Annotated in this window: 14 protein-coding genes and 1 pseudogene; 4 read left to right on the top strand and 11 right to left on the bottom strand. The window is 35.9% G+C overall.

What is annotated here, in order from left to right:
• The first annotated feature begins 114 nt into the window (after window positions 1-114).
• The gene (locus ND811_RS12245; RefSeq protein WP_265352346.1) at window positions 115-1,635 is read left to right on the top strand and encodes an HDOD domain-containing protein; all 1,521 of its coding nucleotides are present in this window, start codon (window positions 115-117) and stop codon (window positions 1,633-1,635) included.
• A 10-nt stretch (window positions 1,636-1,645) separates the two neighbouring features.
• Here ND811_RS12245 and msrA read toward each other — a convergent pair whose 3' ends face one another.
• From msrA to ND811_RS12225, 4 genes are all read right to left on the bottom strand, one after another.
• On the bottom strand, window positions 1,646-2,344 hold the full coding sequence (gene msrA / locus ND811_RS12240; protein ID WP_265352347.1) for a peptide-methionine (S)-S-oxide reductase MsrA: 699 nt from the start codon (window positions 2,342-2,344) through the stop codon (window positions 1,646-1,648).
• Window positions 2,345-2,400: 56 nt separating this feature from the next.
• Window positions 2,401-2,763, bottom strand: a complete 363-nt coding sequence (locus ND811_RS12235; protein WP_265365528.1) for a hypothetical protein — start codon at window positions 2,761-2,763, stop codon at window positions 2,401-2,403.
• Between the two features lie 217 nt (window positions 2,764-2,980).
• On the bottom strand, window positions 2,981-3,346 hold the full coding sequence (locus tag ND811_RS12230) for a sulfite exporter TauE/SafE family protein (RefSeq protein WP_265352349.1): 366 nt from the start codon (window positions 3,344-3,346) through the stop codon (window positions 2,981-2,983).
• Window positions 3,343-4,056, bottom strand: a complete 714-nt coding sequence (locus tag ND811_RS12225) for an MBL fold metallo-hydrolase (protein WP_265352350.1) — start codon at window positions 4,054-4,056, stop codon at window positions 3,343-3,345. The genes ND811_RS12230 and ND811_RS12225 overlap by 4 nt, the downstream gene beginning before the upstream one ends.
• 165 nt (window positions 4,057-4,221) lie before the next feature.
• Here ND811_RS12225 and ND811_RS12220 point away from each other — a divergent pair, with 165 nt between their 5' ends.
• Window positions 4,222-4,575: a rhodanese-like domain-containing protein gene (locus ND811_RS12220; RefSeq protein WP_265352351.1), complete on the top strand. Its 354-nt coding sequence runs from the start codon at window positions 4,222-4,224 to the stop codon at window positions 4,573-4,575.
• 19 nt (window positions 4,576-4,594) lie between these two features.
• Here ND811_RS12220 and ND811_RS12215 read toward each other — a convergent pair whose 3' ends face one another.
• The 4 genes and pseudogenes from ND811_RS12215 to ND811_RS12195 all read right to left on the bottom strand — a co-directional run bounded on the left by ND811_RS12215 (window position 4,595) and on the right by ND811_RS12195 (window position 9,169).
• The gene (locus tag ND811_RS12215; protein ID WP_265352352.1) at window positions 4,595-5,788 is read right to left on the bottom strand and encodes a diguanylate cyclase; all 1,194 of its coding nucleotides are present in this window, start codon (window positions 5,786-5,788) and stop codon (window positions 4,595-4,597) included.
• Window positions 5,789-5,903: 115 nt separating this feature from the next.
• Window positions 5,904-7,484, bottom strand: a pseudogene (locus tag ND811_RS12210) (methyl-accepting chemotaxis protein).
• A 198-nt stretch (window positions 7,485-7,682) separates the two neighbouring features.
• The gene (locus tag ND811_RS12200; RefSeq protein ID WP_265352355.1) at window positions 7,683-8,522 is read right to left on the bottom strand and encodes an SGNH/GDSL hydrolase family protein; all 840 of its coding nucleotides are present in this window, start codon (window positions 8,520-8,522) and stop codon (window positions 7,683-7,685) included.
• 44 nt (window positions 8,523-8,566) lie between these two features.
• Window positions 8,567-9,169 (bottom strand): TetR/AcrR family transcriptional regulator, encoded by a 603-nt coding sequence (locus tag ND811_RS12195; RefSeq protein ID WP_265365527.1) that lies wholly within the window; start codon window positions 9,167-9,169, stop codon window positions 8,567-8,569.
• Window positions 9,170-9,270: 101 nt separating this feature from the next.
• Here ND811_RS12195 and ND811_RS12190 point away from each other — a divergent pair, with 101 nt between their 5' ends.
• Window positions 9,271-9,741 (top strand): nuclear transport factor 2 family protein, encoded by a 471-nt coding sequence (locus ND811_RS12190; protein WP_265352357.1) that lies wholly within the window; start codon window positions 9,271-9,273, stop codon window positions 9,739-9,741.
• 63 nt (window positions 9,742-9,804) lie between these two features.
• Here ND811_RS12190 and ND811_RS12185 read toward each other — a convergent pair whose 3' ends face one another.
• The gene (locus tag ND811_RS12185) at window positions 9,805-10,665 is read right to left on the bottom strand and encodes an AraC family transcriptional regulator (protein WP_265352358.1); all 861 of its coding nucleotides are present in this window, start codon (window positions 10,663-10,665) and stop codon (window positions 9,805-9,807) included.
• A 60-nt stretch (window positions 10,666-10,725) separates the two neighbouring features.
• Window positions 10,726-11,247, bottom strand: coding sequence for a VOC family protein (locus tag ND811_RS12180; protein ID WP_265352359.1), 522 nt, complete (start codon window positions 11,245-11,247; stop codon window positions 10,726-10,728).
• A gap of 168 nt (window positions 11,248-11,415) precedes the next feature.
• Here ND811_RS12180 and ND811_RS12175 point away from each other — a divergent pair, with 168 nt between their 5' ends.
• The gene (locus ND811_RS12175; protein ID WP_265352360.1) at window positions 11,416-12,285 is read left to right on the top strand and encodes a DUF6544 family protein; all 870 of its coding nucleotides are present in this window, start codon (window positions 11,416-11,418) and stop codon (window positions 12,283-12,285) included.
• Window positions 12,286-12,336: 51 nt separating this feature from the next.
• On the opposite strand, the gene ND811_RS12170 is transcribed toward ND811_RS12175, so the two are convergent.
• Entirely contained in the window at window positions 12,337-13,848 is a 1,512-nt protein-coding gene (locus ND811_RS12170; RefSeq protein WP_265352361.1) for an LA_3751/LA_3752 family putative glycosyltransferase, read from the bottom strand.
• Window positions 13,849-13,926: the final 78 nt, after the last annotated feature.

Raw genomic sequence — 13,926 nt, 5'->3', positions numbered from 1 at the left:
ATCGTTAAACGCTTGCAATAGTAAAATCTTAACATGGGATGGAAGAGAAGTGCTTTGAATGAGATATTGAATTCAGGGTTTCCCCGTAGGCACTGGTTCGTTACATGAGGTTATATGGCAAGTCCCAAGGCTGTCTCGTTAGAATATAAACAAGAGTTAGGTCTTCATACTAATATTGATGATATCAATCATCCTATTTCCGAAAATTCCCCGTTTCATTTTAAATTTTTCCAGATTACTGATGAAGTAGAAAATACTTTATATCAGGTTTTAGATCGATTTTTATTACAATTGGATCTAATCATTGTTAGGGATTCAGTTCTTGCTGCAATGAAAGAAACTGTAACAAACGCAATTAAAGCAAATGCAAAACGAGTTTTTTTTAAAAACCGTGCTAGCAATATTGAAAATGAAGAAGAATACGAAACAGGGATTGCCGAATTCAAAAAAACCTATCTCGAAAATCGTGAATTAATCGAAGATTCGCTGCAAAGAAATAACTTCGGGGTTTTTGTTTCTTTTATTCATAATAAGAGTCTGATGCGAATCCGAATTATGAATAATGTCCAACTCACGGCAGCTGAATCTGCTAGAATTAAAGAAAGAATTGATAAGGCAAAAACATACAATGATTTAGCAGACGCATTTGTCGATATGTCCAGTGAACAAGAAGGTGCTGGTCTTGGGTTGATCATGACATTAATGATGTTGCGTAACGATGGATTGGGTGATTCTGCATTCAAGTTTGAATCTGGCGAAAACAAAACTGTTTTTATGATCGATATACCTTCAAAGGTTACTAAAGAAAACCAACAATTAGAAAAAATTGATCATATTGTTTCTCAGATAGATAATTTACCAACATTTCCGAAGGCGATAAAAGACATCCAAGATGCGATTGATAAACCAAACTCAAGTATTGGAACCATTGCGGAAATGATCAAACGAGATATAGCTTTATCAGCAAATATTCTAAAACTTTCCAACTCTGCCGCTTTCCGACGAGGAGGACGGGTTGAGAGTTTAGACCGAGCCATTCAACTCATCGGCCTAAAAGAATTACAAACTTTATTATACAGCCTTGGAACAAAACAAATGTTGGAGGATAAGTTCCCCGCATTTACAGCCATTTGGGAAAAATCGAATGAATCTGCCTACTACTGTAAAGCCATCGGTCAAAAGATGGGAATGAATAAAACCGATCTGAGCAATTTAATGGCAGCTTCTCTGTTACATGATATTGGAGAAATTCTACTTTTATCTTTTGACCAAAAGCATATGTCAAAAATTAAAACCTATTCAAATTCTAGAGAGATTGCATCTACCATTAGTTTGGAAGAATCTGCTATAGGAATCACGCATTCAAAGTTAGGTGCTATGGTTGGCGAAAAATGGAATTTCCCAATTCTCTATACAAAAGCAATGGAGTTCCACCATAGGCCACTTCTTGCTAATGATGTATATGCGGACATTGTGTTCCCAATTTATTTAAGTGATATGATGATTTCAATTAATGCAAAGGAAGCAAAATCATCTGAAATTCCTACAGAAATACTGAAAGTTTGTAAGTTTCAATCCAAATCCGAATTTGATTCGTTCCGTACAAAAATCAGAGAACAGTTTTTAGCATTCTAGAATACTGTAGTCATTTTGTTGCCTTTTTTGTTTTGCGATATAGTTCATATCTGTTTTGGAATTCTTGATATCTTGGGATCGAAACTGCCCGCACATAAGACTGGTCTGGATGTTTTTGTATGAAGTTTTGGTGGTATCCTTCGGCTTGGTAAAATTCCTTTAATTCTTGGAACTCTGTCACAATTGGATTTTTCCAGATTTTATGATCTTGGATCTCTGTTTGAATTTGTTTTGCTATTTTTAGTTCTTCTTCAGAAGAATAAAATAAAATGGACCTGTAGGAAGAACCTTCGTCTGGACCTTGTTTGTTGAGGGATGTAGGGTCATGAGAGAGAAAAAAGATTCTACATAATTCCATATAACCGATCTTCGTTGGATCATAATAAATAATTACGGTTTCTGCATGTCCGGTAGTTTCCGTATTCACTAAATCATAGGTCGGATTTTTGGTATGGCCTCCTGCATATCCTGAAATAACTTCTGTAACTCCTGGAATTGATTCAAAAATATGTTCGGAACACCAAAAACATCCTTCCGCAAAGGCTGCTATTTTCTGGCCAGATTTAGGTTGTAGGGAGATTTTTTGAACCTTTGTATCCTTGTCTGAAAAAAGACTACATTGGCTGAAGAGGAAGGTCGACACGAGGGTAATTACCACCAAACGCACAAAAGGAAAAAAGTGATTTCTTGGTTTTATTGTAGATGCCATGTCTTTTAGATTGTTTTCGAAAAGGGTAGGCACAATAAAAATGTTAAACAGTTTTTCTAAGGAGGAGTTACGTCTTTTTCCTTGGGGAATGTTTCTCCTTGGGAACCGTATCCATTCTCCATTCCGGCTCTTCGGTAAAGGAAAATGCTCCGGGAACCAGAAAATTTTGCCATCGGTTTGTAAAAGTTCTGTTTAATAAAATATCCCAAAATGACTGCAGAAAGGGAGGCCTTGTATACCCACGTTTCCGTGTGGCCACTATAACCAAAAATATAAGAACCAGAAAGAACTAGGCTTTGGCTTAAGAACCAAACGGTTGTTCTATTGAGAAGAAACTTATACCAACCGATTTCTGTGACTTGGTTCCTGATACCTTGTAACAAAATTCCAACAACGGGAATGCGAAGTAAAAGACCCAAAAAACCAAAAACTACGATAAAAACAAAAACTAACCATATAGAAGAGAATAGTAGGTTCCACCAAAAAAGAAATTGTATTGGCGAAACGAGGCTTGTTGGCCAAGAAAATTCGGAAGAAAAAAAACGAATTAATATCCAAAAGAATGTGAGATAAAAACCGAACACGAGGAAATAGAAAATTGAATCAGAAGTTCCTGCAAGGAAAAATTAAATAATTTTATTTGGGAAAAAAAATCATTTTTAAGCCTACGATGACCGTAAATATACCAAAAAAACGTGATAAGGTAGTTGTATCAATTTTCGAGGCGGCGCTGGCTCCAAAAATGCTACCTAAGATAAAGCCGACACTAATAAAAGCTGCCGCAAATACATTCGTTTCCCCTCTCGTATAATAGATATAAGCTGCAACAATCCCAATCGGTGGAACCATTGCAGCAAGGGTTGTACCTTGTGCTATTTTTTGGTTAAAATCAAAAAAATAAACAAGTGCAGGGACAAGAAGAATTCCCCCGCCAATCCCAACCAATCCTCCGAGAACTCCCGCACCAACACCTAACAATAAAAATAAAATTCCGATACTCATAATACCTTCCCGCAGGCACGGTTTGCAGGCACTGCTTCATGAATTTTTTTTGGTTCTGGTAAGTTCAAGTTGTCCATAATCTCTTTAAACTCTAAAAGAGATTTTCCGGCAATCCTTGGATTCCACTTTTTCTCTTCACCAATCGTAGTAGATAAAAAACCTTTATAGTCATGTCCCGGTAAAACAATCGTAGAATCTGGTAATAAAAAAAGTTTTTCTGTTATCGATTGGTACAAGGATTCGGCACTTCCTCCTTGGAAATCGGTACGACCGCAACCTCTTACAAAGAGTGCATCTCCAGTAAATACATATTTACCATTTAAAAGAAGGGAAATAGAACAGGGGGTATGACCTGGAGTATAGATGACTTGAAATTTTAAGTTCCCAACAGTAAAAACATCACCATCCTTAAGAAACTTAGAAGCACAATTGGCTCCAGAATATTCTGATGCATACGATTCACATTGTGTTTTATCTCTTAACTCTCCTGCAGAAGTAATATGGTCAGCATGCATATGTGTATCAACCGTTAAGGAAAGTGTAAATCCGAGTTCTCTTAAATAATTTAAGTCTCTATCCAATCGTTCCAATACAGGATCAATGAATACGGACTGTTTTGATTCTAAGTCTAGCAAAAGATAGGTCCAAGTGCCAGATTCTAAGTCGTAGAGTGGACGAATTTCAATTTTATCTTTTTTGTCTGCTATCATAAAACAACGATCTCCTAAATTCCAAAATCCATAAGTTTCTAGCAAATTATAGAAACCCGTTTTTATTTCGAGGGTTAGAATGAATCAAAATACCATACCCCCTATGGTATATAGTTCGATTGACGAAATATCTGGCAAGAAAAAAATAGGAAAAAAGGAGAAAGTATGAAATCTTTCCTGGTTTTAGGAATTGTAATTGGGTTCCTCTTTATTTTCGTAAAAAAAATCCAATCAAAGGGAGACAAAGATATGGTGAATCAATGGATAAAGGAAGGAGCAATCGTTATTGACGTTCGAACTAAATCAGAATATGTTGAAGGACATTTTCCTGGTGCCAAAAATATTCCGGTGGATGTACTTCCCGGCAATTTAAACCAATTCAAAGACAAAGAAAGTAAAATTGTCGTATATTGCCGGTCAGGTGCACGAAGTGAACGAGCAAAACAAATCTTACAAGCTAGCGGTTATTCTTCTGTAATCAACGCTGGTGGGCTTAGTGATATGCCCCAAGGTAATTAAATTACCAACCAAATTTAAGTTACACCACACTGGTAGAGATATTTGATTTATACCGGTGTAGTGAATAAAGATCAGATAACTTATGTTGGTCTTCGTTAGAGAGTTCTAAAAACTCCGCACCCATATGGTATTTATGAAGTCCTATTTCTTCTTTTCTGATGACTTTAATTTTTGCATTAATTTCCTCGTGCGAATCTGATTCGCGAAGTTTGACATCAAAGGATTCGTTTAAAGTAATATCATCTTCTGTATCAAATGCAATTCCAGTAACAGAAATATTTTTTGAAATGGTTCTAAGCGTTTTATCCGGTAATATGAAAAGAAGTTCTAAATTGGCATCGAAGCGTAAACTACCACGTTTTTCATCACTATAAGCAACAATTTGGTTTTTGCCTGAATACTTAGCGGTATATAGAGCCCGGTCTGCGAGGTCGTACATTTCTTCGCAGGTTTTTACTTTTTCTGGGTAAGAAACAATACCTCCACTGAGAGTTACTGATTTTCCACTGAGCTTAATGGTTCGGCAAGCATCCAAAAGTTTTTCGGAAGCGATCATTGCCTGTTCTTCGCTAGTCTGTGGGAAAATAATCGCAAATTCTTCACCACCAATTCTACAAGCAGTGTCTTCCATCCTCAAGCAAGAAGTAATTTGTTTCGCAACTTTGATTAGAATTTCGTCACCCGTTGTATGGCCATAGGTATCATTTATTTTTTTGAAATCATCGATATCTATAATGAGGAGTGAGAGTTTTTGGTTATATCTTGTCGATTGTTTGAATTCACGAACAAGTGCTTTTTCGAAGTGTCTACGGTTGTATAATCTGGTTAGTTCATCAACTAAGATGAGTTTTTCGGTTTCAGAAAAAAGTTGAATTTCAATAATCTTGGGATTTTTAATTTTCGGATTGATATTAGTGAAATAGTCCACCAAGGACACACCAAATCCGACTTCTCGATTCATACATAGGGAAAGTTTATTTTTATTTTCCAGTATTTCGTTCCAAATCGATTCCGATTCAGTTTCAGAGATTTCAATCGAAGTGAGTACTTTTAAGATGGCAGAATAAATTTGACCGTTGGAAAGAGTATGGATCGCGTTTTCTTTTATTTTTGGCAGAAGGACTTCTGGATGATTTGGATTTTCCTCTAAAATCCCAATAATGATGTCTTCGATTCTTTCCCCGGGACGTATAGAGTGATTTGATTTTAGCATAAAGATTCCAGATGAATCAATTTATTTCTCACGATTCCCCAAAATTCTAGAAAAGCCTTCTCTTGTAAAGACAGGTTTTCATTCCAAAACTCGGTTCATCGAACAGGGGAATCCCTCAGGTGGAAGTTAACTGTTTGGCCTGGGTGTGAATGGCATTGATTTCTTCATATAGAAGTTGGACTGAGTCCGCGAGTTTTTGTGTGGTTTCATCAATGGTAGTAATGGCACGGTTGATTTCCTTACTACCTGACATTTGTTCCTGCGCAATCACACCTATTTGTTCTGATAATACATGGAGTTCGGAAAAGGTGACTCTAAGTTTATTGTTTAATTTCTCTTGTTCGGTGACATGACCTTCCAAACTCAATATTTCGTCTTCAATGCGGAATAACTCTTGGTTTTGACTCTCTACTTGTGATTTGACTTCTTTGGAATAACGGGTTCCTTCGTTGATTTTAAGCCCGGCATCCTTAACAATTTTGGCAATGGTTCCTGCATTTGATTGCGAACGTTCGGCAAGTTTTGCTACTTCCTGTGCAACCACGGCAAATCCGCGGCCATGTTCTCCCGCTCTAGCTGCTTCAATAGAAGCATTTAATGCCAGTAAGTTGGTTTGATCGGCAATTTCTGACATCATCTGGTTGATTTCTTCTACTTTGGAGAAAGCTTGGTTGAGTTCAGAATAAATGCTGTTGAGTTCTTCTGAGGAATTTTTTACTTTTTTGCTAAAATCAGCAGAAATACTTACATCCTTTGCAATTTGAGTGGTTTTTGTTTTTACACTAACACTTATATTTTGCAGAGATAAAAAATTTTGATCAACAATTTTCACTCTTGCGACTTGGTCTTCTACCAAATTTGCTGAACTGATAGCAGAAGAGGATAGTTCCTCAACCGAAGCAGAAATTTCTTCCACTGAGGCTGCTTGATTTTGTGATTGGTTATGAAGTTCATCCGACATTGATTGCAAAGTTTCCACAGAAGAGGCAAGTGTATTTGCCGATTTTTCCAATTGGATCGATTTATTAGCGATAAAATTTTGTTTTTCTAAGGTTTCTTTTAATTTAGTTTTTAGATCCGATTGCATTTCGCGCATCAGTGCTACAACGTAACGTAAACTAAAAATCACTCCGAAGTAAAAAATAATTTTTTGCACCTCAGTGGTGACAATGATATGATTTGCTCATAACATATCTGGATAGGGTTTTGATACAGTAGTTGCACCAAGTTTTAGTGATAAAAATATCCCACCTATATATAAGCATGTTGAAATAAGTCCAACGGCTAAAACTAGTTTTGTTTCAAAGAGGAAACTAGAATAAATGGCAATGAACACAAAGATAATATAAAAAATGCCGGTGCTTAATGTATTTGTTGCGTCGCCTTTCGTGGAATTATTATAAATATCTAGATAGAAAAAACTTACAATAATCAGTAGATCGATAAAAATGATGGTATTTGCCCAGGTTTTTGTGATTTCTTTTCCTTTACGTAAATAATGACCAGGAATGATTCCATTTAACAAAAATATAAGAGAACCTATGAAATTAGGAATAAAACTCTTTGTGGCGAAGTTGGCTGCGACACCTAAAAGAAATACCGCACTCAGACCGTACCTTGTGTACACTATGAGTGAAATTCCTTTGCGGAAGAGGGTTCTTTCAAATTGATTGATTTCGTTTGTTTCTACGGACATTCCCGAGTCTCCTCATAAGGTAACCATTTTCACGATTCAAATTTTTATTGACTACCTGTCAGTTATACTGTTACGCGAACGATGTATTCTCTGACGATTAAAATTCCAATTTTCTATTCGATTCGTAAACCTACTAAGTGTTTGTTTGGTTTTTATAAGGATGTTTCGTTGGCAAAGAGATTGAGTATCAATTCGAACTCAGAGTGGCTTATTAGAAAGGATTTCTTCCAAAACCATAGGCTCTAAAATTTTTCCCCCACGTTCGTTCAAATGAATCGCATCGGTTAGATAATGATATCCATTGGAATCACCTAAGTCATTCCAGGTTGCAGGAGTGGAATAATATTTCAAAATCGTCCAGTACATTCCCCAAGTATTTGAAATGTATGGTTTTTTGTTTGTTAGTTTAGAATCCTCCAATCCTTTGGATAGAGTTTCATGTAAGGGTTTGTAAGTAACTTTTTCCTTAGTAACTACTTCTTTTGTTAGTTCTGCGAATCGTTTGGATCTTTGAAATGGAATGGAATTTTTGTCTTCACCCAATATGGGAGGAGAAAACACGACGAGCTTTGCCTTTGTCGCTGTTTTAATGTTTTGGATGATGGTCCTCAGATTTTTTACAAAACTTTCTTCTGTGACCGGTTCTTTCAAATTCCAGAGACTTGCATAACGTTTGTATTCTTCTTCAGAAAGTGTGGCTTTTAAATCATTTGTCCCGATCAAAAGGAATACGAAATCGGGATTTAATACCTTTAGATCTTCTAATTGTTCTAATATTTGAACTGTTAGGCGGCTATTAATTCCTTCATTGACAACATGGTAATCTTTTAAAGTCGGATGTTTGGATATGGAACCTACATAATCATAACTAACTCGACCATGCGTGATGCTATCTCCTAAAAATACAATCTTTGGTTTTTGGAGGGAATTTTTTTCGAGTGCGGACTTTAGATTATTTGAGGGAACTTTTGTGGCTTGGAAAATCGCACAGGATTCAAATAGGAAAAAAATGAGGACCCAAAGATTTGTAAGTTTCATATCTATCGATCCTATTAAGAATTTAAATAAGAAAAAAGCAAAATTTATTTCTTCAAAGTATTTAAAAACTTTTCTAACCAAGGTCTGAGATCCTGAAACTGAGGTTTTTCATGTTTGAGTAATAACCGAAAATAAAGTGTTCCGTAGAGGATATCCATACAAACATCGATCTCTGAATCAGATAGTAGTCGGATTTGTTTTGTATCTATGGCGTGGTGGAAAAATTGTTTTGCCGCGTTCCTTCTCGGTAGTAAATAGTTTTCTAAAATCGAATCTGCTAATTCTGCATCTTGTTGCCCGGCTCCAATTAAAGTGGAAATCACTCTTCCAAATTTCCCAGAAAAAACTCCAGAAAGTGCATCCATTTGGTCTAACAGTGCTTTTTCGAAAGGAATCTCTTTTGGAAATTCTAAGTAAGGGGAAATCATGTGAGTGACAGTGCTCATTGATAAGTGGGCTTTGCTCGGCCAACGCCTATAAATTGTGGTTTTAGCAACACCTGTCTCCAAAACGATATCATCAATGGAAAAACCATGATAACCCTTTTTTGCTAACATTTCATAAGTGGTTTTTAAAACCAAAGGTTCTAAATCTTCCGACCTGGGGCGTCCTGCTGTTTTTTGCGCCATTTTCTTTTTTGCAGCCATAAATCAAAATATTTTAAAAAATAGTTGACTGTCAAACATGTTTCGATACGGATGGTATCGAAATATCGATACTGACGGTATCGTTATTTAAGGAGATTTGTATGAAACCAGTTTTGGTATTAGTAACTTTGTTATTTGGGAGTGTCGGATTGTTTGCTAAATCTTCCTCTCCTTCTGGGGAAAAAGTTTTGGAAACTTTTTTTAGTGAATTTGGAAAAGGAAATGCGGCAGGTGTTCTGAACCTTTTCCACCCGCAAACAACGATTACGGCAGTTCGAAACGAAAACCGATCGGAAAACCAGTTGTATGGAACCTATACAGGAATCCCTGGGGCTGAGGAATTTTTAAAGAATATGGGAAACCAATTAGATACTAAAAAATTTCAAGTCGATCAAATTGTAGGAAAAAAGGATTGGGTGTTTGCTAGTGGAAGTTTTTTGCACATTTTAAAACAGACTGGTAAACCCTTTGAAAGCGAATGGGCCCTAAAAGTGCAAATCAAAGATGGTAAAATTCTTTCTTACCATTTTTATGAAGACAGTGCCTCTTTTGTGGCGGCATCTAAAAAATAAAAATCCATAGTTTTGTAAACTAAACTACTCCGTATCAACTAACTTTGGGAACTTTCGAATCCATTAGCGAATAGGAATGTAAATATCTGTAATTCGTTTTTCATCACTGATTTCTAGTGGGTTCAAATAACATTCCCAAGGTGGTTGATTTTTTAATTTCCAATTTGTGGTATTAAAATACTCATTCAAAATCCAATGGTAAATTTTTGGTAAATTCTCATAACAACCTTGGTAACGGATTTGTAAATACTTCCCAGATGGAATGGTTTGGATTCCAAATCCTTCGGGGAGTGGTTTTGTTAGAGAACCAATTGTGATTCCCAAATCAAATCGGATTTTGCCTTGGGGCGAAATGTCTGGATCATCTTGACTGATCCCAATCCACTTATGATTAGAATATAACAAATTCCAATGCCTCATTAAAGATTGAATGGATAAGACTTCTTTACTTTTGGGAAGAGGCCCTGGAAGTTCTTCATAACTTCCAATATGACGTACATAAGCAATGTTAAATGTTTTAATCGTTTTAATTTGGAATCCAAATTTGGATATTCCATCTGGGATCGTTTGGTGGATTTCTTTGGATGAATTTTTTTTCTTCTGAAATTTTTTGCGAAACTCAGAAGGTGTGGAACCAATCACTCGTTTGAAAGCTTTGGAAAACGATTCGTGAGATGAAAATCCGGCCTCAATGGCGATTTCTAAAATAGGGAAGTTTGTTATCTTCAATTCGTATGCAGCTTTTTCTATGCGTAATCGGCGAATGTACTCCTTTACATTTTCACCTTGTATGGATTTAAACAAACGATGGAAATGCCAATCACTATATCCTGTAAAAAAAGCAATTTGGTTTAGGCCAATGGTATCCTCTAGTTGTTTTTCTATTTTGTTCCAAACTGGATAGAGGTTGGGTGTTTTCGGCAAGAGGGAACCTCTCTTAATAGAAGAAAGGTAAGAAAGGTTCCTTTATTTGTCTTCTCTATTTTACGTAGTACTACGTTCCTGGACGATATCAATTCCAATTCCATTGGGATCAATTAATGTAAAATGAGTATCTCCCCATTCCTCTGTAGTGAGCGGAAGATCAATAGGCGCATTATTTTGTTTCATCATTTCAAATTCCTTTTTTACATCATTTGATTCAAATATAAACCAAACTCCTTTGCCCTGATAAGAATTTTGAAAATATGATTTTCTAACCTGTGTTTGGTTAGGTTTCATGATTGCCAACTCCACATCTGTGCGATTTGGTAAACATAATAAAACAAACCACTCTGATTCGAATTTTGTTTGTAGTCCTAACCATTTTTCATAAAAAGTTTTTGTTTCGATTAGTTTTTCAGTAATAATCCCCGTTTGGATTTGTTGGAATGCCATCTGTTCTCCTTTAATTGTTTTAATGATACAAAGATTAAAAAAAAATCCTGGATCATTTTTGCTATTTTGTTTGGGCGCATCGGTTACACCGACCGGGCTCTTTGCTCCAATCTTTCTTGCAAAATACAAGAAAGGATTTCCGCTCCGATCCCTTGCGCCTTCGTTTTCCAAAATCCTAGTGTATTTCTGTAGTTTCGTCCTTTGGATTTGAAAGGGACAAGCGATTTGACAAGATCCAAAAATAACTTATAATCAGTTAGGTTGGAATTTAGGAAGACGAAGGAGCCGGTTTAGAAAATGAATCAGTTGTCGAGTTTTCCACATTTAGGTTTTATTTGGATTCTTAGATGGTCTTTTCCTTTGCTGTTGTTTGGATGCGGTGGTGTAGAAACAACTTTTATCAAAAAAGTAGAAGCCGATTTTTCAAGCCAACCATTCGTTTCCGAAAAAATTCTAACCGAATCTGAAATTCGGCATTTACCAAATCCTGTAAAAAATTACCTGCGTTTTACGGGTGTGATTGGAAAAATACACCCTCAAAATATGCGGATTGTTTTTGAAGAGTTAATGTATAAAAGCCCTGAAGCAAGACCTATGGACTCTTCTTCCGAACAATACAACTTTTTTAATTTTCCCTCTCGCCATTTTTATATGAAGGCCAATATGATGGGAGTCCCTTTTCGAGTATTACATTCCTACTCAAATGAGAGGGCCACTATGTTAGTTCGAGTTTTTTCCCTTTTTGATGTTGTGGATTTGGATGGAGAGGAGTTAACAATGGCAGAAACCGTTACCTTGTTAAACGATCTTTGTTTATTTGCACCCGCAGCTTTGGTTCATAAAAATATCAGCTGGGAAAAAATAGATTCCTTATCGACTAAGATTTATTTTGTTAACGGAAAATACAAAGTATCAGCGACTCTTTACTTCAATCAAAAAGGGGAGCTGATCGAATTTGTATCTGAAGATCGTTCCGCCTTGCAAGATGATGGTAGTTTGCGAAAAGCTCGTTGGACCACCCCTATCCGAGATTACAAAGAATTTAACGGGATTAAGGTTCCTACTTATGGAGAAGCCATTTGGAATTATCCTGAAGGAGATTTTACTTACGGAAAATTCTTTTTAAAGAACATTGATTACAACCTAAAGGGATACAAAAAAGAATAAACGCGGATCGAAATACAACAGGTATTGAACTAAAAGATAAAAATCCAATGATCATTCATTGGATTTGATACAGGTTTTTCCTAAAATTCGGGCTGTCCGTTCTTCCCTGCTACAATTGTAACCCGATTTTTCCGAACGGACGAGTAAAGAGGTAAAGAGATTTTTTTCAGCTTGGTTTTTATTTGATTCTTTTCCAATGGTTAAAATCGTAAATTCTTTCGGTAAAGTTCTTTGTAGGTTCTTTTCAAAATAATCTAACAAATTTTCCCTTCGAACACAAATTACTTTTTTGTCGATAAGATCTAATCCAAATCCACCGGAAATTAATTCATTGGTAGTTACGATGAGAGGGGATTGGAAAGTTTTTAGTTCGGTGCGTAATTTTTTAAGTTCTATACTTGAAAAATAAAAGATCGCAATGATTAAAAAGGAAAATAAAAACATCCAAACATAAATTGGATACAATATCCATTTGTTTTTCCTTAACTCATTCATTTGTTCGTTTAGGATAAAACTGAGAGGGAAGACAGTAACAACTAAATACCTTCCCGTCAGCGTAATTCCATCGTTTGGTGATGTTAGTCCAGCAATGAGAAGGTAGATAGGAACAATCAGTAGGTGGAATAATAGGTTTAAATTTGTGGTAATTTGAACTTTACGTAATTTTAGGATCGCATAAATAAAAATGGGGCTTTGGAGAAAAAAACCGAATGACCAACCATTGCTCCTTGGATAAGTGAAAACCATCGAAAGAAAAATTTTCATTTGATCGTAAAAGGTTTTATCGGAGTTCCCAAAATTGGTAAGATGTCTTGTTCCTAATGGGTGAGAGTAGCTGTATGTATTCCAAAGCAGGAATAGAGATAAAATCGCAGCGAATACAAGGAACCTAACAGGATGAAGTTTTTTTAGGATCGGTTCTTTTTTGATAAAAACTTGAATCAATCCAATTGTGATTTGAATGGATAAAAAAAACAAAACTCCTTCTAATCTAAACCATAAAGAGATTCCAAGAAATAAGTTCCCTAAAAGCCAATCTTGTTTTTGGTCGGTTAAATATGCCTTCCATAAATAAATATATCCGTAACCTGAAAGTAAGATAAAAGGTCCATTTTCGGAGAAATCGATTAATAAGGGAAAGACGACGGTTCCCAGTGTCACAATGACCAGTGTTGGAATTTGAATCGAATTTTTGGTAAGTAACCTTAAAAAAACAAATAAAAATAAAATATTGAAGTAGGGAAGTATAGAAAATGGTAAAAAACCAAACAAGGAATAAAGGAAGGTTAGGGCGATTGGATATTGCCCAATGAACCTGTTGTTATTTAAGAAAACAAACCCTTCGTTAAACGGGCTGAATAGAAAATCTGGGTCAATTTCTTTTGCGGGATAAATGATACTTTCGGTGGACCAGCCTTGTTTCCAAAGTGAAATGGTTTGAATCATTTTGACTAAAGGATCTGAAAGAAAGTAACTATCGACTCGAATCAACCATTGGATGAGAAACAAAAGTAATGAAATTGAAATGGTAACGATAACCGTATTTCCGGATATTTTTCGCATTATTCTTTTATTTAGAATTCTTGTTAGGTTGGCAAATAGAAAAATGGGCGACGGAATGAAAAAGAGAGTTTGGCGTTA

Source organism: Leptospira soteropolitanensis (assembly GCF_026151655.1).
GTDB classification, from domain to species: domain Bacteria; phylum Spirochaetota; class Leptospiria; order Leptospirales; family Leptospiraceae; genus Leptospira_A; species Leptospira_A soteropolitanensis.
This window is presented reverse-complemented; position numbering and strand designations above follow the sequence as displayed.